Source organism: Kitasatospora sp. NPDC022856 (genome assembly GCF_055561235.1).
In genome coordinates this window covers 204,465-227,305 of record NZ_JBVHHE010000002.1, presented here as the reverse complement: position 1 = coordinate 227,305, position 22,841 = coordinate 204,465, and the positions used below count along the sequence as shown (strand labels likewise).

Below are 22,841 nucleotides of genomic sequence, written 5' to 3'. Positions count from 1 at the left end.
CGGGGCAGACGGGCGGAAGCAGGCCGAACAGATGTCGGGGAGCGGTTGTCCACAGATTTCGGCCCCACCTGCTTTCAAGCCCTTCAACTGGTCTATAGGTGTAGTGGTAGTAGTAGGGCCTGTGGAAACCGTGGATAACCCTGTTCGTGCAGGTCAGGCCCGGTTTTTTGTCCACAGGAGGTGTGGACGGCGGCTGTGGACGAACAGGGCCCGCTGTGGACAGCGGAGCGTTACCCACAGGGCACGTTGGGTATCCACAGGTTATCCCCAGCGCCGTCCCCAGATCCGGGCCCGGTTATCCACGGGGGCCGGTCAACATTTCGTGACGCCTTTCACACCAGGGCATGAACGCAGGCCCACGGTTGTCGAACTGTGGACGCGGCTGTGGACAACCTGGGGATAACCGCCGCCACCCTGGGGACAACCGGTGGACAACTCGAATGGCCCACTGATGGCCCGCCAATTGTCCACAGCCTGTGGATAACCGTTGTGCACAAGTCCACAGGCACCTGACCTGCGCGGAAGAGCGTAGCGGCGCGCGGCCTGTGGAGGAATTCTGGATAACTCGCGGGCCGGTGGCCTGTGGACGGTGGAGAACCGGCTCCGCCTGTGGACAACGGCCCTGCGCGCCCGGGGTGTTCGAATTACCGGTCAGATGTTCGGCGCGGGCGGCGGACTGGCGGAGCGTCCGTCGGGGCATTCCTGCCCAGCCGATCGGCGACGCACACCTCCGGATATGCCGAAAGGGCGTCAGGATCGCTCCTGACGCCCTCGCAGGGGTGTGGACGGCCCGTCCGGCCGGTCCGGCTAGCTCTTGATGCGGTTGGTCAGTTCGGTGACCTGGTTGTAGATCGAGCGCCGCTCGGCCATCAGCGACCGGATCTTGCGGTCGGCGTGCATCACCGTGGTGTGGTCGCGGCCGCCGAACTGCGCGCCGATCTTCGGCAACGAGAGGTCGGTCAGCTCCCGGCAGAGGTACATGGCGATCTGGCGCGCCGTCACCAGCACCCGGCTGCGGGAGGATCCGCAGAGGTCGTCCACGCCCAACCCGAAGTAGGCGGCGGTCTGCTGCATGATGACCTGCGCGGTGATCTCCGGTCCGGCGTCCTCGTCCCCGCCGGGGATGAGGTCCTTGAGGACGATGCCGGCCAACTCCAGGTCCACCGGCGCCCGGTTGAGGTTGGCGAAGGCGGTGACCCGGATCAGGGCGCCCTCCAACTCCCGGATGTTGCGGGTGATCCTGGACGCGATGAACTCCAACACGTCCGCCGGGGCGTTGAGTTGCTCCTGGATCGCCTTCTTGCGCAGGATCGCGATCCGGGTCTCCAGCTCCGGCGGGGTGACGTCGGTGATCAACCCCCACTCGAAGCGGTTGCGCAGCCGGTCCTCCAGCGTGATCAGCTGTTTGGGCGGCCGGTCGGACGAGAGGACGATCTGCTTGTTCGCGTTGTGCAGGGTGTTGAAGGTGTGGAAGAACTCCTCCTGCGTGGACTCCTTGCTCGCCAGGAACTGCACGTCGTCCACGAGCAGGATGTCCATGTCCCGGTACCGCTTGCGGAACGCGTCCGCCTTGCCGTCCCGGATCGAGTTGATGAACTCGTTGGTGAACTCCTCCGACGACACGTAGCGCACCCGGGTGCCCGGGAAGAGGCTGCGCGAGTAGTGCCCGATGGCGTGCAGCAGGTGGGTCTTGCCCAGCCCGGACTCGCCGTAGATGAAGAGCGGGTTGTACGCCTTGGCGGGGGCCTCGGCGACGGCCACCGCCGCCGCGTGCGCGAAGCGGTTGCTCGCGCCGATGACGAAGGTGTCGAAGAGGTACTTGGGGTTCAGCCGGGCCGCGGGCTCGTCCTTGCGGGAGCCGCCGGCCGGGGGAGCGCCGGGCGGGGCCGGCACGCCGGGGACGGCCGGGCGGTCGGTGGCGCGCTCGGGGCCGGGCTTCTCCACGGGCCGGCCGGGGGCCGGGCGCCCGCCGGGACCGCGCCGGGCACCGCCGGTCCGCGGGTGCTCGCCGGGGCCGGGGCCGTAGGCGCCGCCGAAGAGGTCGCCCTGGGTGGTCGACGAGGGGCCGTGCGCCGGGCGGGGAGCCGGGCGCTGGGCGGGCGGCTCCTGCTCGGGGTAGCCGGAACCGTGCTCGGGATAGCCCTGGTGACCCTGGTGGCTCTCCCAGGGCTGGTTCTGCGGCGGGGCGCCGTAGCCGCCGCCCGGCGGCCGGCCCGAGCCGTACGCCGGGGCCTGGTGCTCCTGGTAGCCGCCGCCGTCGTCGTACCGGTCGTGCTCGTAGCCGGACTCGGAGTCGTAGCGGCGCTCGTAGCCCTGGTGCCCGTAGTCGCCGCCGTCGTCGCGCTGGTACGGCTCGCCGGCCGGCGGCTCGTCCTGCGCGGGCGCGGGGGTGGTGGGGACGGCGTTGGCGTCGACCATCACCGCGATCCGGACCGGGCGGCTGAGTTCGCGGCTGAGCGCCTCGGTCAGCTGGGGCAGCAGTCGCCCCTCCAGCACCTGCTTGGCCCGCTCGTTGGGGGTCGCCAGCAGGGCGGTGTCGTGCATCATCCACATCGGCTGGGTGCGCTGCACCCACTGCTTGTCCATCTCCCCGACGTCCGGGTCGCTGACCAGCCGCTCGACGACTCTCGCCCAGACCGGGACGAGGTCGCTGTTGACATCAGCCACTGGTGCACGCTTTCTCGGTTCCCCGCGGCTCCAGCAGGGGTGGTGGATCAAGAGACTGTGGATCTGTGTCCGTTGACGAAGAACAAAACCAGACAAGTCCTGCAACGGTAGTCAGCGAACAGAGCCGGATCAAGTCGTTGTCCACAGGCTGTGGGCGACGGGGGCCGTGAGCGCGGCCCGGGGCGTCCGCCGCGAAGGGCTGGTTTGACCCTCGCGCCCCGTCCCGCGTACCGTAACCAGGTCGAGTTGTCGATGGCCGCTGCCGCATGTCCGCGGGTCCACCCGCTCCATAAGGCGCGCAGCACGGGCGCCGTGGATTGCCCTGAACCCCAGCCGAACTGGGAGGACGGGTCGGATTTCCGTATCAGGGGAGATCACGCGGACGCACGGTGACGGCCAAGCGACTTCCCGTCATCCTACGATTCACCTCAGGAGCCCCCGAGTGAGCAAGCGCACCTTCCAGCCGAACAACCGTCGCCGCGCGAAGACCCACGGCTTCCGGCTGCGTATGCGTACCCGCGCCGGCCGTGCCATCCTGGCCGCCCGCCGTGGCAAGGGCCGCAGCGCCATCTCCGCCTGATCCGCGCCAGAGTCTGTTGTGCTGCCCTCCGAGAATCGGCTGCGGCGGCGCCAGGACTTCGCGACCGCGGTGAAACGCGGTCGCCGGGCCGGCCGGCCCCTACTGGTCGTCCATCTCAGCAGAGACGGCGACCTCACGGGGCAGGCCGACCGGGCCAGCGACTCCCGCCCGCACGTCGCCGAGGGGACTCCTTCGGCGCGTGCGGGTTTCGTCGTGAGCAAGGCCGTCGGTCCGGCGGTCGTCCGTAACCTGGTCAAGCGCCGACTGCGCCACCTCGTCCGTGATCGTCTCTCCGGGCTGCCCGCCGGTAGCCTGATAGTGGTGCGTGCGCTGCCCCAGGCCGCGTCCGCCTCGTACCAGGACCTGGAACGCGACCTGGACGCGGCGCTCAAGCGGCTGCTGAAGGCGGAGCCCGCCGTGACGGCGCCGACGGGAGCAGGTCGATGAAGTACCTGCTGATGGGTCTGATCAGGGTCTACCAGTGGACCATCAGCCCGCTGCTCGGCCCGGTCTGCCGCTATTACCCCTCCTGCTCGCACTACGGCTTCGAGGCCGTGAAGGTGCACGGGGCGGTCAAGGGCGGCGGCCTGACCGTGTGGCGCATCCTGCGCTGCAATCCGTGGACGCCCGGCGGGGTCGATCATGTTCCGCCGCGCAAGCACCCGGTGTGGCACCGCCGGCTGCGTGACCTGCTGAACCGCGGGTCCGCCGCCGATCAGCCGGTGGCCGCGCCCCCCGCCGGTCCGGACCCAGAGGGCCCGGCGACCATTGGTCCCGTGGGGCCGATCCCAATGTCCAAGGAGCCTGACCGGTGACCTTCTCCTTCCTGAACCCCCTGTACACAGCGGTGTCCTGGATCATCGTCCAGTTCCACTCGCTGTACAGCCACGTCTTCGACCCGAACGGTGGCTGGGCCTGGGGTCTTGCCATCGCCTCGATGGTGGTCGTCATCCGGATCTGCCTGATCCCGCTCTTCGTGAAGCAGATCAAGGCGACCCGGGCCATGCAGGCGATCCAGCCGAAGATGAAGGCCATCCAGGAGCGCTACAAGAACGACAAGCAGCGCCAGTCCGAAGAGATGATGAAGCTGTACAAGGAGGCGGGTACCAACCCGTTCTCCAGCTGCCTTCCCATCATCGTGCAGGCGCCGTTCTTCACCGCCCTCTACGGCGTGCTCGCCAAGGTGGCCAAGAGCGAGCCGATCGGCGTCATCCACGGCGACCTGCTGACCAGCGCCGGCCAGGCGCACATCTTCGGCGCCCCGCTGTCGGCGACCTTCCTCGGCAGCAGCGAGGTCAGCGTCAAGATCGTCACCGCGGTGATGATCATCCTGATGTCGCTGTCGCAGTTCATCACGCAGCGCCAGCTGATGACCAAGAACGTCGACCTCACGATCAAGACGCCGTTCATGCAGCAGCAGAAGATGCTGATGTACGTCTTCCCGATCATGTTCGCCGTGATGGGCATCAACTTCCCCGTCGGTGTGCTGGTCTACTGGCTGACCACCAACGTCTGGTCGATGGGCCAGCAGCTGATCGTCATCCGGAACAACCCGACGCCCGGCAGCAAGGCCTGGGACGAGCGCCAGGTCCGGCTGAAGAAGAACGGCCGCCTCAACCCGGACGGCTCGGAGATCAAGGGCGCCCTCTGGGGCATGCTGCCCCCGAAGAAGACGGCCGCGTCCGCCGAGGCCGTCGTCGAGGACGCGGTGCAGGTGCGCCGCCAGCAGCCGCGCAAGCAGACCAAGTCGCAGCGCCAGCACACCGGTGCCGCCCCGACGGCCAGCCTCACCAAGGACGCCCCGGCCCCGGCCGAGGAGTCCGAGGCCGCGGCCGAGTCCGCCGGTGCCAAGCCGACCGCGACCAGGCCCTCCGGGGCCAAGTCCGGCCCGGCCCGGCAGGGCGGCCGGCAGCAGCCGAAGCGCGGTGGGCAGGGCGGCCAGCGGCCGAAGAAGAAGTCCTGACCCGACCGGCCCCGGACCGTCCCAGCGGCCCTCTGAACCTCGTTCCCGGCCCACCATCCGGGCCCATCCCCGAAGGAGTCCATCAGTGACGGAAGGCACCACCTCCGCCGTCGAGGTCGAGGCCGCTTCCAGCGCCGACGAGAGCCTCGTCTCCCGCCTGGAGCAGGAGGGCGACATCGCGGCGGACTACCTGGAGGGTCTGCTCGACATCGCCGACCTCGATGGGGACATCGACATGGACGTCGAGGGCGACCGCGCCCTGGTGTCCATCGTCGGCGACGGCAATGACCGCGCCCTGCAGCGCCTGGTCGGCCAGGACGGCGAGGTGCTGGAGGCCCTGCAGGAGCTGACCCGGTTGGCTGTCCACCGGGAGACCGGCGAGCGCAGCCGCCTCATGCTGGACATTGCCGGCTTCCGCGCCCGCAAGCGCACCGAGCTGGCCGAGCTCGGGGCCCAGGCCGCGGAGCAGGTCAAGAGCTCGGGGGAGCAGGTCAAGCTGCGGGCCATGACGCCCTTCGAGCGCAAGGTCGTCCACGACGCCGTGGCCGCGGCCGGTCTGCGCAGTGAGTCGGAGGGCGAAGAGCCCCAGCGGTGCGTGGTCGTGTTGCCGGCCTGACACCGGGGAAGTCGATGACCGGCCGCTTCGGCGACCGGTGACCTTCAGAGGACTCGACCCCGTCCGCCTCGTGCGGGCGGGGTCGTCGTCCCTTCGCGGGGCGTGGCCCGGCGAAAGATGTTTCACGTGAAACAGTGCGGAGAGCGGGTCGGTGGATCCGGGGAGCGGAGAGGTCGAGATGGACACGGAGAGCGCGGCAGCCGGGGATCCGGCGGCGGGTGCCGGTAGTTCGGCCGCTGGGGGCCCGGGCGCCGAAGGCGCGGCGGCCGAGGGGCTGGCCGCCGCCCCGGCCGTGGCTCGGGAGGTCTTCGGTGACCGCTACGAGGCGGCGGTCCGCTACACCGAGCTGCTGGCCACCGCGGGAGTCCAGCGCGGACTGATCGGCCCTCGCGAGGTGCCCCGGCTCTGGGACCGCCACGTGCTGAACTGCGCGGTGCTCGCCGAGCTGCTGCCGCCCGGGTCGACTCTGTGCGACGTCGGCTCCGGGGCCGGGCTGCCCGGCATCCCCGTCGCACTGGCGCGCCCGGACGTCTCGGTGACGCTGCTGGAGCCGCTGCTGCGCCGCACCACCTTCCTGGAGGAGGTGGTCCGTGAGCTCGGCCTGGAGAACGTCACCGTGCTGCGCGGGCGGGCCGAGGAGATGGTCGGCAAGCTCGCGGTGGACGTGGTGACCGCCCGGGCGGTGGCACCGCTGGACCGGCTCGCCGGCTGGGGCATGCCGCTGCTGCGCCCGCACGGCCAGATGCTGGCGCTCAAGGGGGACAGCGCCGAGCAGGAGCTGGCCGACTCGCGGGCCGGGCTGGCCAAGCTGGGCGCGGTCGAGTGGACGGTCATCTCGGTGGGCGAGGGCACGCTGGAGACCTCGACCCGGGTGATCCAGGTGAAGGCGGGGGAGAGCCCCGGCGGGGTCAAGGCGGCGACCCGGCGGGCCCGGGCGGCCCGGGCCGGGCGCAACGCCGGGGCCCCGCGCACCGGTGAGCGGAGCCGGGGCGGACGGCGCCGTAGCCGCTGAGCGGGCGGGAGCGGGAACGGGCGGGTGGTCTTCGGACCACCCGCCCGTTCGGCGTTCCGGCCGCGCGCGGTCGTCGTCTCCGGCACCCGGGCCCGCGCCGAAGGAGCCGGCGGCGGGCCCGGTGACGCCGGAGCGACCGGCGGGCGGCCGACCGGGTGACTCACGGCCACCGGAGTGTCGCACCGTCAGAATTCCGACATTGCGGGCATGGTGTTTCACGTGAAACGTCGCTCCCTGCTTTCCGGAATCCTCAGTCGCAGCCGGGCGGCGACTGTTGCCGCTCCGGTTTCACGTGAAACACTGACCCCCATGCAGGACTCGGAGACCATCGACCAGATCGATGACACGCCCATCGCACGGGCTGCCCAGGCTGCGGTACAGGCGATCGGCCGAGCGGGCGAGGGTCTTCCCCGACCTGTCGCGACCCGGGTGATCGTGGTGGCCAACCAGAAGGGCGGGGTGGGCAAGACCACCAGCACCGTCAACATGGCGGCCTCGCTCGCCATGCACGGACTGCGCGTGCTGGTGGTGGACCTCGATCCGCAGGGCAACGCCTCCACGGCGCTCGGCATCGACCACCACGCCGAGGTGCCGTCGATCTACGACGTGCTGGTGGAGGGCAAGCCGCTGGCCGACGTGGTGCAGCCGGTGGTGGACGTCGAGGGGCTCTTCTGCGTCCCCGCCACCATCGACCTGGCCGGCGCGGAGATCGAACTGGTCTCGCTGGTCGCCCGGGAGAGCCGGCTGCAGCGCGCCATCGCCGCCTACGAGCAGCCGCTGGACTACATCCTGATCGACTGCCCGCCCTCGCTCGGCCTGCTGACGGTCAACGCGCTGGTGGCCGGCCAGGAGGTGCTGATCCCGATCCAGTGCGAGTACTACGCGCTGGAGGGCCTCGGCCAGCTGCTGCGCAACGTCGAGCTGGTCCGCGCGCACCTCAACCCCACGCTGCACGTCTCCACCATCCTGCTCACCATGTACGACGCCCGGACCAGGCTGGCCGCCCAGGTGGCCGAGGAGGTCCGGACGCACTTCCAGCAGGAGGTGCTGCAGACCGCGATCCCGCGCTCGGTCCGGATCTCCGAGGCGCCCAGTTACGGTCAGACGGTGATCACCTACGACCCGGGTTCGACCGGCGCGCTCTCCTACCTGGAGGCCGCCCGCGAGCTGGCGATGCGGGCGCCGGGCATCGGAACCGGCGGCACGCTGGTCGGTCAGCAGCGGGCGGGTCAGCAGCAGGGCAGCGAGCCGGGGCAGCACGCCCCGATGGCACAGCACGGCACGACGGAGGGCAATCGGTGAGTGGTCGCAGGGGTCTGGGACGAGGGCTCGGAGCGCTGATCGGACCCGCCGCACCGGCGGCCGACGGCGCGGCGACGCAGGCCTCGGCGGCCACGGTGGTGTCCCCCGGCACGGTCTCGCCGGGCGCGGTGCCGCTGCTGCCGACCGGGCGGGGAACTCTGGCGGCCAAGGCGGCCGCCGAGAGCCTGCGGGAGCAGGCCGAGCGGGAGCAGGCGGCCGCCGCACCGGAGCTGGCACAGGTGCCCGGCGCCCGGTTCGCCGAGCTGCCGCTGGACTCGATCACGCCGAACCCGCGTCAGCCGCGCGAGGTCTTCGATGAGGACAAGCTGGCCGAGCTGGTCGCCTCCATCAAGGAGGTGGGCCTGCTCCAGCCGGTGGTGGTGCGCCAGGTCGCGCCCGAGCGCTTCGAGCTCATCATGGGCGAGCGGCGCTGGCGGGCCTCCCGGGAGGCGGGCCTGGAGCAGATCCCGGCGATCGTCCGGGCCACCGAGGACGACAAGCTGCTGCTGGACGCCCTGCTGGAGAACCTCCACCGGGCGGAGCTCAACGCGCTGGAGGAGGCGGCCGCCTACGACCAGCTGCTGCGGGACTTCTCCTGCACGCACGACGAGCTGGCGGACCGGATCGGCCGCTCGCGCTCGCACGTGTCCAACACCCTGCGGCTGCTGAAGCTCTCGCCGGGTGTGCAGCGGCGGGTGGCGGCCGGGACGCTGACCGCCGGGCACGCCCGGGCGGTACTCGGGGTGCCGGACGCCGAGGGCCAGGAGGAGCTGGCCAAGCGGATCATCGCGGAGGGGCTCTCGGTGCGGACCACCGAGGAGCTCGTCATGCTGATGAGCGGCCAGGAGCCGAAGCCCAAGCGCTCGGTCGGACCGCAGGCGGGCAAGCTGCTCTCGCCGGCCTTCAACGACCTGGCGAGCCGGCTCTCGGACCGCTTCGACACCCGGGTCAAGGTGGAGGTCTCGCAGCGCGGCGGCAAGCTGGGCAAGGGCAAGGTCGTCCTGGAGTTCGGCTCGGTGGAGGACCTCAACCGGATCCTGGACAGCCTGGCGCCGGGTGAGGACGGGCTGCGGCTGTCGCAGGGCTGAGCCGGGGCCGACCACGGATCTCGACGGGTGCATGTTCCACGTGAGCGGCTGTTTCACGTGAAACATGCACCCATCGGCGTTCAGGGGGAATGCTCGACTGTGGAGTGGACGAGGAGGTGCGGGGCATGGGACGCCGGATCGTTCCGCTGACGCTGGACAACCTCAAGGACCTGCCGACGACCTGCCGCTCCTGCGTGTTCTGGGAGCTGGATCCGGTCACCGGCCGGGCGGCCGTCGAATCCGGGAAGTCGGAGGCGGAGAAGGAGGGCTGGATCTCCGCGGTGCTGCTGGAGTGGGGTTCCTGCGGCCGGGTCGTCTACGTGGACGACGACCCCGCCGGTTTCGTGCTCTACGCCCCGCCGGCGTACGTGCCGCGGTCGCAGTCCTTCCCGACCAGTCCCGTCTCGCCGGACGCCGTTCAGCTGATGATCAGCCGCGTGCTCCCGGGCTACCAGCGGCAGGGGCTCGGCCGGGTGCTGGTGCAGACGGTGGCCAAGGACCTGATGGGGCGCGGGGTCCGGGCGATCGAGGCCTTCGGCGCGGTCGGCCGGCAGTCGCCGAGCTGTGTCCTGCCGGCGGATCATCTGCTGGCGGTCGGCTTCAAGACGGTCCGGCCGCACCACCGCTACCCGCGGCTGCGGCTGGAGGCACGCACCACGCTGTCCTGGCGCGGTGATGTCGAGGGCGCGCTGGAGCGGCTGCTGGGCGGAGGCCGGAAGGAGCCCGCGCTGCGACCGTTCTGAGCCGCGCTGTCCGGGGGAACCGGGCAGCCGGGAACGACGATGGCGGCGCCCCCGGGCTGGGGGCGCCGCCATCGCGGTGTGTCGGCCGGACCGGGCCCGGGGGCCCTGGGCCGACGGCCTAGAGGAAGTCGGCCAGCTCGCGCAGCAGCGCGGCCTTCGGACGGGCACCGGTGATGGACTTCACCGGCTCGCCGCCCTTGTAGACGATCAGCGTCGGGATCGAGATGACGTTGTACTGGGCGGCCGTCTGCTGGTTGGCATCGACGTCGAGCTTGGCGATGGTCAGCTTGTCGGAGTGCTCAGCCGCGATCTCGTCCAGGATCGGGGCGACCTGGCGGCACGGGCCGCACCAGGTGGCCCAGAAGTCGACCAGGACGGGCTTGTCGCTGTCCAGGACGTCGGCCTTGAACGTCGCATCGGTGACGGTAGTGGTGGCGCCGGCCACGGGAACTCCTCGGGGTGGTGCGGAGGGGGTGCTGCCAGGAGAACAACGGGCGGGCCCGTTCTGTTTCTGCCCGGCGGGGTGGGGGTGTTTCACGTGGAACACCCCCACCCGGGGTGGGTCGGTGGGGGGGTGCTCAGACCGCCACGGTGGCGGCCGCGGCCTCCAGGTCGGCGAGCGAGGCCAGGTAGCGCTCGGCGTCCAGCGCGGCGGAGCAGCCGGTGCCGGAGGCGGTGATGGCCTGGCGGTAGGTGTGGTCGACGACGTCGCCGGCACCGAAGACGCCCGGGATGTTGGTCCGGGTCGAGGGGGCCTCGACCTTCAGGTAGCCCTCGGCGTCCAGCTCCAGCTGACCCTTGAAGAGGTCGGTGCGCGGGTCGTGGCCGATGGCGATGAACAGACCGGTGACGGCCAGCTCGCGGGTCTCGCCGGTGGTGGTGTCCCGCAGGGTGACGCCGCTCAGCTTCGGGTCGCCGTGGATCGCCTCGACCGCGCTGTCCCACTCGAAGCGGATCTTCTCGTCGGCGAAGGCGCGCTCCTGCATCGCCTTGGAGGCGCGCAGGGTGTCCCGGCGGTGGATGATCGTGACGCTGCGGGCGAAGCGGGAGAGGAAGGTGGCCTCCTCCAGGGCGGTGTCACCGCCGCCGACCACGGCGATGTCCTGGTCGCGGAAGAAGAAGCCGTCGCAGGTGGCGCACCACGAGACGCCGCGACCGGAGAGCTTGTCCTCGTTCGGCAGGTCGAGCTTGCGGTGCTGCGAGCCGGTGGTGACGATCACGGCGCGGGCCCGGTGGACGTTGCCCTCGGAGTCCGTCACGGTCTTGATGTCGCCCGTGAGGTCGACGGCCACGATGTCGTCCGGGATCAGCTCGGCGCCGAAGCGCTCGGCCTGGGCGCGCATGTTGTCCATCAGCTCGGGGCCCATGATGCCGTCCCGGAAGCCGGGGAAGTTCTCGACCTCGGTGGTGTTCATCAGCGCGCCACCGGCGGTGACGGCGCCCTCGAAGACGAGGGGCTTGAGGGCGGCACGGGCGGTGTAGAGCGCAGCCGTGTAGCCGGCCGGGCCGGAACCGATGATGATCACGTTACGGACGTCGCTCACTGCATCTCCTGGTTCGCATCGCGACCCGCGCTAGGGCGGGGAGGGCGGTCCTGCTCCGCCGCCCGGGACAACGACTGACCAGTCTCTCGCATTCCCAGGCCGATCGGCACCAGGCGCCCGCAGTGTGGGAGTGCCGGGCCGCACCCGGCGTGGATCGCACGGGAACGGTGCGGGCGCGGCGGGCGGCCGGGGCCGGTCTCCCGGCGTGCCCGCAGCCCACGGGCGCGCCTCTTCGGCGGTCCTGCCGCGGGGCGCCGGTCGGCGCGCCGGTCAGGGGGCCGGGACGGTGCGGTGCAGCAGCACCGGGCCGCAGTCCGGCGCGCGGAGGTAGACGTCGACCCGGTCGGCCCTGCCCGCCACCCCGTACACCAGCAGCTCGGCCGGGTCACCGGCGTAGCTGCCGCGCTCGGAGGCCAGCAGCGGTCCGTCGGCGGGGGCCGGGCAGGCCGGGGCGCTGCCGCCCTGGCCGAGGCCCGGTCCGCCGTCGGTGGGTGCCGGCGCGGACGAGGCGGAGGGCTTGCGGGTCGCGCCCGGGCCCAGCCCCGGTCCGCCGTCGGCCGGTGGCGCGGCGGACCCGGACGTCTCGGCCCGGCCGTCGGGGGTCGCGCCGCTACGGGCGAGCAGTTGCTGCACCTGGGCCGCGAGCCGGTCGTCCTGGTACGCGGTGCCGCCGGTCGAGAGCTGCGCCTTGGGGCCGGCCGAGGGAGCCGTCGCGGCGGCCCGGGCGGAGGCGGTGTCCGCCGTCTGCCGCTCGGCCGGCCGCAGCAGCAGCGAGCTGCCGAGGCCGACCGCGAGCAGCGCGGCCGCGGCGCCGAGCAGGACCGCGGCCCGTCGGCGGCGCGGGCGGTGGCGGCCCGGACCGGTGGCGGAGTTCGGCTTGGCCGGCCGCCGGGGCGGCCCGAGGGGGGCTGTGGCAGGGCGCGGGGCGGCGGCCGGGTCCATGGACCGGGAGGGGGCCCCGGTGCCCGTGTGGGGGCCTTCGGGAGCCGTGGCGGGGGGCGTACCGGGGTCGGCCGCGTCGGCGTCGGCCGCCGCGGCCGCGAGGGCCGCGTCCAGCCGCGCCGCGATGTCGGCGGGCATCACCGGGGCCGGTGCCCCGGCCAGCAGGGTGGCGAGCTCGGCGAGCGCCTCGGCGGTCTCGCGGCAGTCGGCGCAGCCGGCCAGGTGCGCCCGCAGCGCCTCGGCGGCCGCGGGCTCGACCAGTTCCTCGGCGAGGTCGGCGAGCTCGTCGACGGAGGGGTGCGCTCCGACGGGGTCGGGGGAGGAGAGGGGGGCCGTCATCGCGTGCTCGCGTCTCCTTCCAGAACGGGCCGACCGGTGTCGGGGCCTGTCCCTCTGACGGTCCTGGCCCCGGACGGGTTCCCCGGGGACGCGGCGCGGCCGCCCGGGGCGGTTCCCGACGGTCCGGCGCCGTCCGGGGAGGCTGCTCCCGAGGGCCCCGTTTCACGTGAAACATCAGCTGCACGTGAAACATCGGCTGCACGTGGAACATCGGCGCCGCGGCCCTCGCGCAGGTGCCGCACCAGGGGCAGCAGACGGGCCCGGCCGCGGGCGCAGCGGCTCTTCACCGTGCCGACCGGCACGCCCAGCAGCTCGGCCGCCTCGGCGACCGGGTAGCCCTGCATGTCGACCAGGACCAGCGCGGCCCGCTGCTCGGGCGCCAGCTCGCCGAGCGCCGCCGCCACCTCCCGGTGCAGCTCGGCGCGGACCACCGGGGAGTCGGCCGGTTCGGCGGAGCCGACCATGGCGTCGAGGCGTTGCGGGTCGTCGTCGAGCGGCTTGGTGCGCCGCGCGGCGGTGCGCCGGGCGCGGTCCAGGCAGGCGTTGACGACGATCCGGTGCAGCCAGGTGGTGACGGCCGAGCGGCCCTGGAAGGTGTGGGCGGCGCGGAAGGCGGAGACCAGCGCGTCCTGGAGGGCGTCGGCGGCCTCCTCGCGGTCGCCCAGGGTGCGCAGGGCGACCGCCCAGAGCCGGTCGCGGTGGCGGTCGACCAGCAGGCCGAAGGCGGCCCGGTCGCCGGCGACGTGCCGGGCGAGCAGCGCCGCGTCGTCGTCCGTCCGGTCGGCCCCGTCCGCCACTGCCACCCCTCGCCCGTTCCGTGTCCTGCCGCCCCGCCCCCGTCGGGCGGGGCGCGGCGTCCTGCCGTGCCCGTCCGGTCGGGCTCCGGTCAGCCGGAGACCTTGACCTCGGAGACGTAGGCCTTGTACTTGCCGTCCGTATCCTTCGGCAGGCTGGTCATCCAGAGCAAGAGGTAGCGGGTGGTGACCGGTTTCTCCAGGGCGTAGTCGAGCGTGGTGCCGCTCTGCTTGCCGACCGCCGTGAAGTCGCCCGGCTGTGCCCTGGCCGGGTCGCCGGCCGCCTGCGGGCCGGGGATCCGCAACTCCGCCGTGGTGCTGCCGACGAACTGCGCGCTGACCGAGCTGACGGCCTGCGGGGAACCGAGGTCGAGCAGCAGGCCGATGCCGTCCCGGAGGGCGGGCTTGGGGCCCAGCTGGTCGTTGTACCAGGAGCTGACCCAGGACGTGCCGGGGTCGCCGTCGAAGGCCTTGGCCGGGGAGTACTTGTTCTCGCCCGACGGGCTGAACGCCTGGGCGTCCTTGATCTGGATCGGCACCGGCGGGTGTGGGGCGGTGTGCGCGGTCGGCGACGTCCCGGAGGGCGAGGGGTCGGCGGCGGCCACGGAGGTCCCGGGGTTGCGCAGGTGGTCCACCAGCTGCCAGGAGGCGACGCCGATCGCGCCGAGGGCCACCGTCCAGGCCGTCACCTTGAGCGCCCGGCGCAGCCGGCGGCGGGTGCGCCGGACCGGGGCCGGACGGGCCGGGGCGGGCGCCGGTCCGGCGCCGGGGGCGGCCACCACCCGGGTCGGGTTGGGCGCGGTGGGCAGTGCGTGGGTGGTGTGCCGGGGCGGCGGGGTGAAGGCGGGCAGCTCCGGCTCGGGCGGGCGGATCCGCGGCATCAGCGCGATCGCCCTGGCCAGCTCCTCCGGGGTGGAGATCGGCTCCGCGTGGTGCGGCGGCTGGTCGAACAGGGCGCGCGCGGCCAGCTCGGACAGGCCCTTGTGGACGCCTGCCCGGACCTGGTCCGGCGGGACGTCGCGGAGGTCCTTCGGCAGGCCCTGGAGGTCGTAGCGGTCCTCCGGGAACGGCCAGCGGTGGGTGAGCGCGGCGAACAGCAGGGCGCCGATGGCACGGGTGTCGGTGCGCTCGGCGTCCTCGTCGGCGCCCTCGGCGGGCAGACCGCGCAGGGCGGCGTCGACGGCGATGCCGTTGATCCGGTACTGGCCGCTGTCGGTGCGCAGCACGCAGCGCGGGGTGAGCCGCAGATGCGCCTGGCCGCGCCGGTGGGCGGCGGCCACCGCGTCGGTGACCTGGCGGACCATCTGGTAGGCCTCGTGCGGCTCCATCGGGCCGGTGACGAGCAGCTTGGCGAGGTCGGAGGCGTGCGGCAGCCACTCCCGCACGACGTAGACCAGCTCGCCCTCCTGGACGGCGTCCAGGACCTGGACGAAGCGCGGGTCGCCGAGCAGCGCGGCCGACTTGGCGGCCGCCAGCACCGCCCGGGCGCGCTGGTGACCGGAGGCCATCAGGTGGACGCCGACGGCCCGGCGCAGCTTCTCGTCGACCGCCCGCCAGCTGCTGAAGGTCTCGGTGTGGGAGATGCACTCCTCCAGCCGGTACCGGTGGCCGACCTTGTCGCCGCTGTGCCGCAGCGGGGCGGGCAGGGTCCGCGGGAGGGTGGCGGTGTCACGGGGGTCGTGGGTCGGCTGCGGGTCCTGCGGGGGGCGCCCGGAGGGCCGGCCGGCGGGCGCCGCGGCCGGCTTGGGCGCGGCCTCGCGGGCGGCGAGCTCGGCGCGGATCTCGTCGGCGGAGAGCGGCGCGGTGATCTCCGAGGTCTCCTCGCCGGCGGGGCGCGCGGGCTTCGCCCGGTCCTCGTCGGCGCCCTCGGCGTCCTCGCCGGACGTGGTGGACGGGGCCGTCTCGGCGAGCTCGTCGATCGCCGCGGCCAGTGCGGCTTCGTCCGCCGCCCCGTCAGCTGCTGACGTGTCGACGACCGCCTTGGTGCCATCAGCCACCGTGGTCCTGCCTCCCCTTGTGTCGCCCCGGCCTGAGAGAGTCGCTGGAGCGCTCGGGCCGAGGCCCTGTGCTCCAGGACAATTGTGCCCACTCTTCTCCACCGAGTACGACCGCTGAAAGGTACCCGCGGTTGCGTGCCGGTGGAGAGATGTGGTGCAGATCCGACACTGGGCCGCCGGCTCGGTCCCGGGCGATCCCGGACACCGACGGCGGCCCAGCACCCGCCCGTGGGGGCGGAGAGTCCGGTCCGTCCGGTTGACGCCCGGTCAGGGCGCCGTCCGGACGGACCGGTTGGTACGAAGGGTCAGCGACCCAGTCGGCCGCGCACCATGCCCAGCATGGCGTTCAGCTCCTCGATCCGCAGCTTCTTCGCGATCAGCACGAAGACGGCCAGCTGGACGCCGCCGGCCAGGACGATGGTCAGCACACTGCCGGTCCAGCCGTCGATGACCTGCTGGACCGCCAGGCTGACGCCCAGCCCGACCAGGGTGGCCGGCACACAGGCGGTGATCAGCCGGGTGTAGGTCTTGCCGATCCGCTTGGTGTCCAGGCCGCCGATCTTCTTCTTCAGCTTGGGCACCGCCACCGTCACTCCGACGGCGTACGCGAGACCGTACCCGAACGCCATGCCCGTCACGACCCACTCGGACGGCAGGACGATCCAGCAGACCAGGGAGAACACGGCCTGGCAGGCCGCCACCCAGACGGTGTTGGAGAACGGCGTCCGGGTGTCCTCGTACGCGTAGAAGCCGCGCAGCATCACGTACTGCGCCGAGTACGGGATCAGGCCCAGGGCGAAGGCGGAGAGCATCAGACCGACGTTGGTGGCGTTGTCCAGGGCGACGTCGTTGCCGCCCACCGCGTAGATCGCGCGGCCGATCGCCGGGCCGAGCGAGAGGAACAGGAACGCGGCCGGGACGACCGCCACCGCGGTGCTGCGCAGCCCGTGCGAGAGGTCGTCGCGCACCGCGCCGGCGTCCTCGTCGGCGGCGGCCCGGGAGAGCCGGGGGAGCACCGCGCTCATGATCGAGACGACGATGACGGCCTGCGGCAGCTGCCAGATCAGCAGGGCGTTGGAGAAGGCGACGAGACCCACACCGCCGTGGCCGCCCTTCGCGGCGGAGTCCCCGGCCGAGGTGGCGAGCTGGGTGATGACCAGGTAGCCGGCCTGGTTGGCCAGCACGAAGAAGAAGGTCCACTTGGCGAGCCGGGCGGCCTTGCCCAGGCCGTGGCCGCGCCAGTCGAAGCGCGGCCGGTAGTGGAATCCGGCCGCCCGCAGGTACGGGACCATCGACAGCGCCTGGACGGCGAGGCCGACCAGGGTGCCGATCCCGAGCAGCCGGACGCCCTCGGGGGAGATCGTCTCCGGGCTGACCTGGGTGGTGCCGGCGCCGCCGTAGACCCAGAGGTAGGCGGAGAAGGTGAAGATCACCACGATGTTGTTCAGGACCGGGGTCCACATCATCGCGCCGAAGCGGCCGCGGGCGTTGAGGATCTGCCCCATCACCACGTGGACGCCCATGAAGAAGATGGTCGGCAGGCAGTACCGGGCCAGGGCCACCGTGGTGTCGGCGCTCGCGGCGTTGCCCATGAGGGGGTGCGCGATCAGCTGCACCAGCAGCGGAGCGCCCAGCACGGCCACGAAGGTCACCCCGGCCAGGCCCACCATCACCAGGGTGAGCAGCCGGTTCGCGTAGGCCGTGCCGCCGTCCGCGTCGTTCTTCATGCTGCGGACCAGCTGCGGCACGAAGACGGCGTTCAGCGCGCCGCCGCCGATCAGGATGTAGAGCAGGGTGGGCAGGGTGTTCGCCGCGTTGTAGGAGTCACCCATCACGCCCAGGCCGATCGCGGCGGCGATCACCATGGTGCGCAGGAAGCCGGTGCCGCGGGAGACGAGCGTGCCGGCCGCCATGATGGCGCTGGAGTTCAGCAGGCTCGACACCTTGCCGCCGCCGCCGGTGGCGGGGGCCGGTGCGGCGGGCGCCTCGGCGGCCAGCTCCTCCAGCGGCTCCACCGCGGGCGGCAGCTGGACCGCCGCCACCTGCATGGTGGCCTCCTCCTCGGAGAGCGGCGGGTCGAACTCGATCGGCGGCACGAACGGGCGCTGCCCCTCCGGACCGTTGCGGTAGCCCTGCGGACCGGGGTGGCCCGGGTTCCCGTGGTACGCGTCGGCCGGGGGGAACGGCGCGGAGGACGGGAACGGCGCCGGTCCGACCGGCGGCTGGGCCGTCATCGGGGTAGCCGGCGGCTGCGGAGCCGGCGGCTGCTGGGCCGGCGGGCGGGCCGCGGCCTCGGCGGACCGGCCGCCGAACAGGCCGTCCACCCCCACGTACTCGGTGCTCTCGGAGTCCCAGGCCGAGTGCGCCGGGCCGGGCTGCCACTGCTGCTGGTGCCGCTGCTCCTGGCCGCCCCACTGGCCGCCCACCGGAGCCGGCTGCTCCCAGTCGGGCGCGCTCTGCTGCCAGGCCGCCACCGGCTGCTCGGCCGCGCCCTGATGGGCCGCGCCCTGCTGCACGGGGGTGTCCCAACCGGGCTGCACCGGCGGGACGGGCGGGGCGAACGTCGCCGGGGGGACCGGCGTCGGGTAGCCGCCGTTCTGCGGCGGCAGCTGCGGCGGCACGTCGTACGCGGCGACCGGCGGCTGCGGCTCGGCCGGCCGGGCGGCCCGCAGACCGTACGGGTCCTGGCCGTCCTGGGGACCCTGGTACGCGTCGGCCGCGTACGGGTCCTGGGCGTAGGTGTCGGCCACGTACCAGTCGCCGGACGGCGACTCGGCACCCGGCCGGCCCTCACCGCGGCCCGGCGGCCGCTCCTCGCTGCGCCCGGTCATGTCACCTCTTCGATGTCGTGGGGGAGGCCGCCCCGGAGAAAACGGGCGGGTATCGGCGGTGTCAAGGACCAACCTTCTCATCACTGGTGGTCCGATCCCGGCCATCTGCGGTGCTGCCGCGCGGTGTCTGCGCGGCTCCTCCACGCTCCGGCCCCTGCGGGCCGTCCCCGTCCGCCGCCGCGGGCTCCGCCCGGTCCGCCGCCTCCTCGGGCCGGGCCGGCCGGTCGGCTGCCCCGTCGCCGGCCGCCGGGGCGTCGTCGAGCGGGTGGTCGTCCAGTGGCGCGTCGCCGTACGGCTCGTCGCCGTCGTCCTCCGCACGGCGCTTGCGCTGGCGGAAGAACCGCAGGGCCGCCAGCAGGAGCAGCACCAGACCGCCGCCGAAGACGTACAGCACCCCGTTGGTCACCGAGGTGACCTCCACGGTGAAGACCTGCGCCTCGCCGTACTTCTGCGGGTTCGGCCCGGTCGTCCAGAGCTGGGCGGTCACGGACACCGGGCCGTTGTTCTGGGCCTCGGCCGGGAACCGCAGGGTGACGCTCTGCGAAGCGGGCAGCACCAGCTCCTCGGCGGGCCGGATCTTGAGCCGGTTGGCCTGGCCCGGGAGCAGCACCAGCTTGAGGTTGGTGACCGGCTGGGTGAGGTCGTTGCGCACGCTCACCTGGAGCACCCCGGTGTCACCGGCGAAGGTGATGACGTTCTTCTTCGGGACGTACACCGCCCTGGTCAGCTCGCTGAGGTAGCCCGCCACGCCGGCCCGGTAGACGGAGCCCTCCGGCGCCTGCGCCCGCCACTCGGTCGACATCGAGCGGACCATCGCGGCGCTGAACGGGCCGCGCACCCGCTGGGGCAGGGTGAGCACGCGCATCAGGGTGTCCAGATCGCTCTGGATCCTGATGGTGTCGGTCAGCGCCGAGGACGGCAGCTCCGAGGCCCGGGCCTGCGACGGGTAGTCGGTGGCCGCCGGGACGGCGGTGTTGGCCTTCGGATCGGCCGCGGCCTGGGCGAGCGTGTCCAGCTTGACCGGGTCCACCCACCTGCCGGCCTGCGCCGCCAGCACGGCGGTGGCGAGCGCCTTGGCGGTGCCTGCGGTCAGGTCGCGCGGCGGCATCACCAGCAGACCGCGCGGGTTCTGCGGCTCCTGCCGGGAGATCACGAAGGTCTCGGCGAGGAAGCGCTGGACCGCCAGGGTCTGCTCCTGCGGCGTGTTCAGGTCCCGGTCGAACAGCGCGGAGACGGTCTCGTCGGCCACCACCGCGTTCTGTCCGCTGCCGATCGGGCGCACGGCGGTCGGGGTGTACTTCAACGCGTCCGGCTCCGGCAGGCTCGCGCCGTTCACCAGCACCAGGGAACTGCCGGTGCGCTGGGCCATCGCCGCGATCTGCTGGTCCAGGTAGCCCTGGTAGGGCCAGGCCACGTCCGAGCGGGTGTCCACCGCCAGCCGGCCCTCGACGGTCAGCCGGCCCGCCGTGGCGGCCTTGCCGAGCGCGGCGTCCACCCCCGGGAGCTCGGCGGCGTTGTGCGCGATCGAGGCGAGGTCCGGATCGGCGTACGGCAGCGACACCACCTGGCTGCCCGCCTTCGCCACGGCGGCCCGCAGCTTCTCCAACCAGGCCGTGGCGGCCGCCGAGCCGCTGCCCGCGACGGTGTTGTCCTCCTTCGCCGCCTTCTTCTCCGTGCCGGGCTTCTGCACCCGGTACTGCTTGGTCATCGCGAACGCGGTGTCCAGCAGGTCCGGGTCGACCACCCAGGTCAGGTTCGGCAGCGTGGCACCGGTCTCCACCAGCTCGTAGAGCCGGCCGCCCGGCGCGAACTCCGCCGCCAGGCTGTCGTCGCGCAGCACCGGGATGCTCTGGTCGTTGTCGGACATCGTCTGCGCGGCCAGCACCGGGGCGTGGACCAGCGGCCAGACGGTGGTGAGCTTGGAGGGCTGCGCCTCGGCCGTGGACGGGGTGTAGGGCAGGAAGGTGCGGGCGATGCCCAGCGGGCGGTCGTGCTGGTTGTCACCGGTCGAGCCCCAGACGTCCACGGCGAGCTCGTAGACGCCCTCACCGCCGGACAGCTGGAGGTCGGCCACCGCGACGCTCAGCGTGAACGGCTGGCTCTGGCCCGGGCCCAGCTCGTTCAGCGCGTACTGGGGGCTGTCCAGGTCGACGCCGTCCGCGCCGACCGGGTTGGTCCGCCCGGCGGTCACGGTCAGATCGCTGCGGGTGGTCAGCGGCCGGCCCTGCCAGGGCTTGCGCACCGCGGCGTGGGCCGACTTCAGTACCGACTGACCGGCGTTGGTGACCTGCCCGGTGATCGTCACGGTGCCGTTCTGGACGGCCACCGGCTTGTTCACGCCGTCGATGGTCATCACCACCGGGTACTCGGCGGAGACCGCCGTCCCGGCCGCCGGACGGACGCCCCCCGCAGGCGACGCCCCGGTCGCCCCGGCCGGCACGGCCGGGAGCAGCGCCAGCGCGGCGCCGAGGACGGCCGCCAGCCGCCGGACGGCACGCGCCGGGCGGCGCCCCGGGCCCCGCCCGTCGGCGCCGCCTCCGGTGCGTTCGCAGGCCCGCCCAGGGTGTCCGTCCGCCTCCAGGCCCGAGTGCCGTGCCGGCTCGCCCACGCGCTTCGCCCTCGCCGTTCTCGATTGCTCGCTGCTTGATGCTGTACTGCTGCGGATGTCCCGCCGGCCGGAGAGGACCGGCCGTGGATCGGTGGATCGGTTGATCGGTGGATCGGTGGTGAGGAACGCGTCCGCCCGACGGTCCGGTCGGCCGTGCCGGCGCGCGGCACCGCGGCTCCTCGCCGGTGCCCGAGACTCGCTCCACCCGGCATGGTAACGATGCAGCGGGTGGTGCAGTGTTGCGGGCCTTGGGGTGAGCACCGGAAAACGCGCGGGCAGCGGGGCCGCCGGGCCACGTACCCTTGTGAGCCGTGTCCACTGCCAATGAGCCCACCGCCCACGAGTCCGGCGCCCATCATTCCAGCATCGCCACCCAGGCCGTCCCAGGGCTGAGCGAGGCGCAGACCAGGGGGCTGCAGGAACTGCTCCGGGTGTCCCCGGTCGCCGACGAGATCGCCCGCCGCTTCCAGGCCGCCGGGCACCGGCTCGCGCTGGTCGGCGGCTCGGTCCGGGACGCGCTGCTCGGCCGCCTCGGCAACGACCTGGACTTCACCACCGACGCCCGTCCGCACGAGGTCCTGAAGCTGGTGAAGGGCTGGGCGGACGCCGTCTGGGACGTCGGCATCGCCTTCGGCACCGTCGGCGCCCGCAAGGACACCCCGCAGGGCTCCTTCCTGATCGAGATCACCACGTACCGCTCCGAGGCGTACGACCGCACCTCGCGCAAGCCCGAGGTCACCTACGGCGACACCATCGAGCAGGACCTCGTCCGCCGTGACTTCACCGTCAACGCGATGGCCGTCGACCTGCCCGACCGCGGCTTCGTCGACCCGCACCGCGGTCTGGACGACCTGGAGACCCGGGTGCTGCGCACCCCCGCCACCCCGGAGGAGTCCTTCTCCGACGACCCGCTGCGGATGATGCGGGCCGCCCGCTTCGCCGCCCAGCTGGACTTCGAGCCGGCCCCCGAGGTGGTCGCCGCGATGACCGCGATGGCCGAGCGGATCACCATCGTCTCCGCCGAGCGGGTCCAGGCCGAGCTCAACAAGCTGCTGGTCGCCGCCCACCCGGTGAAGGGCCTGCGGCTGCTCGTCGACACCGGTCTGGCCGACCACGTGCTGCCCGAGCTGCCGGCGCTGAAGCTGGAGCGGGACGAGCACCACCGGCACAAGGACGTCTACGAGCACTCGCTGACCGTCCTGGAGCAGGCCATCGACCTGGAGCAGGACGGCCCCGACCTCACGCTGCGCCTCGCCGCGCTGCTGCACGACATCGGCAAGCCGCGGACCCGGCGCTTCGAGTCCGACGGTCGGGTCTCCTTCCACCACCACGAGGTGGTCGGCGCCAAGATGACCCGCAAGCGGATGCGTGAGCTCAAGTACTCCAAGGAGCTCACCGAGGACGTCTCGCGCCTGGTCGAGCTGCACCTGCGCTTCCACGGCTACGGCGGCGGCGAGTGGACCGACTCGGCGGTGCGCCGCTACGTCACCGACGCCGGGCCGCTGCTGGAGCGCCTGCACAAGCTGACCCGCTCCGACTGCACCACCCGCAACCGGAAGAAGGCGGCGGCGCTCTCCCGGACCTACGACGGGCTGGAGGAGCGGATCACCGAGCTGAAGGCCCAGGAGGAGCTGGACGCCGTCCGCCCCGCGCTGGACGGCAACCAGATCATGGAGCTGCTCGACCTCAAGCCGGGTCCGCAGGTCGGCAAGGCGTACAAGCACATGCTCGAACTGCGTCTGGAGCACGGCCCGCTGGAGCACGAGGAGGCGGTCGCCGCCCTCCGTGCCTGGTGGGCGGCCCAGCAGGGCTGAG

The 22,841-nt window shown here is 72.8% G+C and carries 18 protein-coding genes; 10 read left to right on the top strand and 8 right to left on the bottom strand.

Annotated features, from left to right (window positions below):
* Positions 1-807 precede the first annotated feature (807 nt).
* Entirely contained in the window at positions 808-2,667 is a 1,860-nt protein-coding gene (gene dnaA, locus ACZ34W_RS03995) for a chromosomal replication initiator protein DnaA (protein ID WP_465601525.1), read from the bottom strand.
* A 442-nt stretch (positions 2,668-3,109) separates the two neighbouring features.
* Here dnaA and rpmH point away from each other — a divergent pair, with 442 nt between their 5' ends.
* The 9 genes from rpmH to ACZ34W_RS03950 all read left to right on the top strand — a co-directional run bounded on the left by rpmH (position 3,110) and on the right by ACZ34W_RS03950 (position 9,971).
* A complete protein-coding gene (gene rpmH / locus ACZ34W_RS03990) occupies positions 3,110-3,247 on the top strand; it encodes a 50S ribosomal protein L34 (protein ID WP_148643823.1) in 138 nt (45 codons plus the stop codon).
* A gap of 18 nt (positions 3,248-3,265) precedes the next feature.
* Positions 3,266-3,694, top strand: coding sequence for a ribonuclease P protein component (gene rnpA, locus ACZ34W_RS03985; RefSeq protein WP_329488799.1), 429 nt, complete (start codon positions 3,266-3,268; stop codon positions 3,692-3,694).
* Positions 3,691-4,062, top strand: coding sequence for a membrane protein insertion efficiency factor YidD (gene yidD, locus ACZ34W_RS03980; protein ID WP_329488798.1), 372 nt, complete (start codon positions 3,691-3,693; stop codon positions 4,060-4,062). Before rnpA ends, yidD begins: the two co-directional genes overlap by 4 nt.
* Positions 4,059-5,210, top strand: a complete 1,152-nt coding sequence (gene yidC, locus ACZ34W_RS03975; RefSeq protein WP_329488797.1) for a membrane protein insertase YidC — start codon at positions 4,059-4,061, stop codon at positions 5,208-5,210. The genes yidD and yidC overlap by 4 nt, the downstream gene beginning before the upstream one ends.
* 85 nt (positions 5,211-5,295) lie before the next feature.
* A complete protein-coding gene (locus ACZ34W_RS03970; protein ID WP_329488796.1) occupies positions 5,296-5,826 on the top strand; it encodes a Jag family protein in 531 nt (176 codons plus the stop codon).
* A gap of 178 nt (positions 5,827-6,004) precedes the next feature.
* Positions 6,005-6,838: a 16S rRNA (guanine(527)-N(7))-methyltransferase RsmG gene (gene rsmG, locus ACZ34W_RS03965; protein ID WP_465601519.1), complete on the top strand. Its 834-nt coding sequence runs from the start codon at positions 6,005-6,007 to the stop codon at positions 6,836-6,838.
* 309 nt (positions 6,839-7,147) lie between these two features.
* Positions 7,148-8,140: a ParA family protein gene (locus ACZ34W_RS03960; protein ID WP_329488793.1), complete on the top strand. Its 993-nt coding sequence runs from the start codon at positions 7,148-7,150 to the stop codon at positions 8,138-8,140.
* The gene (locus ACZ34W_RS03955) at positions 8,137-9,228 is read left to right on the top strand and encodes a ParB/RepB/Spo0J family partition protein (protein WP_396486073.1); all 1,092 of its coding nucleotides are present in this window, start codon (positions 8,137-8,139) and stop codon (positions 9,226-9,228) included. Before ACZ34W_RS03960 ends, ACZ34W_RS03955 begins: the two co-directional genes overlap by 4 nt.
* A 125-nt stretch (positions 9,229-9,353) precedes the next feature.
* Positions 9,354-9,971: a GNAT family N-acetyltransferase gene (locus tag ACZ34W_RS03950; protein ID WP_396486072.1), complete on the top strand. Its 618-nt coding sequence runs from the start codon at positions 9,354-9,356 to the stop codon at positions 9,969-9,971.
* A gap of 118 nt (positions 9,972-10,089) precedes the next feature.
* Here ACZ34W_RS03950 and trxA read toward each other — a convergent pair whose 3' ends face one another.
* The 7 genes from trxA to ACZ34W_RS03915 form a co-directional block, all read right to left on the bottom strand.
* Positions 10,090-10,416, bottom strand: a complete 327-nt coding sequence (gene trxA / locus ACZ34W_RS03945; RefSeq protein WP_329488790.1) for a thioredoxin — start codon at positions 10,414-10,416, stop codon at positions 10,090-10,092.
* Positions 10,417-10,549: 133 nt separating this feature from the next.
* Positions 10,550-11,515, bottom strand: coding sequence for a thioredoxin-disulfide reductase (gene trxB, locus ACZ34W_RS03940; RefSeq protein ID WP_352288563.1), 966 nt, complete (start codon positions 11,513-11,515; stop codon positions 10,550-10,552).
* Positions 11,516-11,785: 270 nt separating this feature from the next.
* Positions 11,786-12,796 carry a zf-HC2 domain-containing protein gene (locus ACZ34W_RS03935; RefSeq protein ID WP_465601512.1) on the bottom strand — a complete coding sequence of 337 codons (1,011 nt, stop codon included), beginning with the start codon at positions 12,794-12,796 and terminating at the stop codon, positions 11,786-11,788.
* Positions 12,793-13,593, bottom strand: coding sequence for an RNA polymerase sigma factor SigM (gene sigM / locus ACZ34W_RS03930; RefSeq protein ID WP_465601882.1), 801 nt, complete (start codon positions 13,591-13,593; stop codon positions 12,793-12,795). Before sigM ends, ACZ34W_RS03935 begins: the two co-directional genes overlap by 4 nt.
* An 89-nt stretch (positions 13,594-13,682) precedes the next feature.
* The gene (locus ACZ34W_RS03925) at positions 13,683-15,587 is read right to left on the bottom strand and encodes a protein kinase family protein (RefSeq protein ID WP_465601509.1); all 1,905 of its coding nucleotides are present in this window, start codon (positions 15,585-15,587) and stop codon (positions 13,683-13,685) included.
* Positions 15,588-15,892: 305 nt separating this feature from the next.
* Complete coding sequence (gene murJ, locus ACZ34W_RS03920) at positions 15,893-18,418, bottom strand: murein biosynthesis integral membrane protein MurJ (RefSeq protein ID WP_465601506.1); 2,526 nt, start codon at positions 18,416-18,418, stop codon at positions 15,893-15,895.
* A gap of 61 nt (positions 18,419-18,479) precedes the next feature.
* The gene (locus ACZ34W_RS03915) at positions 18,480-21,026 is read right to left on the bottom strand and encodes a DUF6049 family protein (protein WP_465601503.1); all 2,547 of its coding nucleotides are present in this window, start codon (positions 21,024-21,026) and stop codon (positions 18,480-18,482) included.
* A 365-nt stretch (positions 21,027-21,391) separates the two neighbouring features.
* Between ACZ34W_RS03915 and ACZ34W_RS03910 the strand changes: the two genes are divergently transcribed.
* Positions 21,392-22,840, top strand: coding sequence for a CCA tRNA nucleotidyltransferase (locus ACZ34W_RS03910; RefSeq protein WP_465601880.1), 1,449 nt, complete (start codon positions 21,392-21,394; stop codon positions 22,838-22,840).
* Position 22,841: the final 1 nt, after the last annotated feature.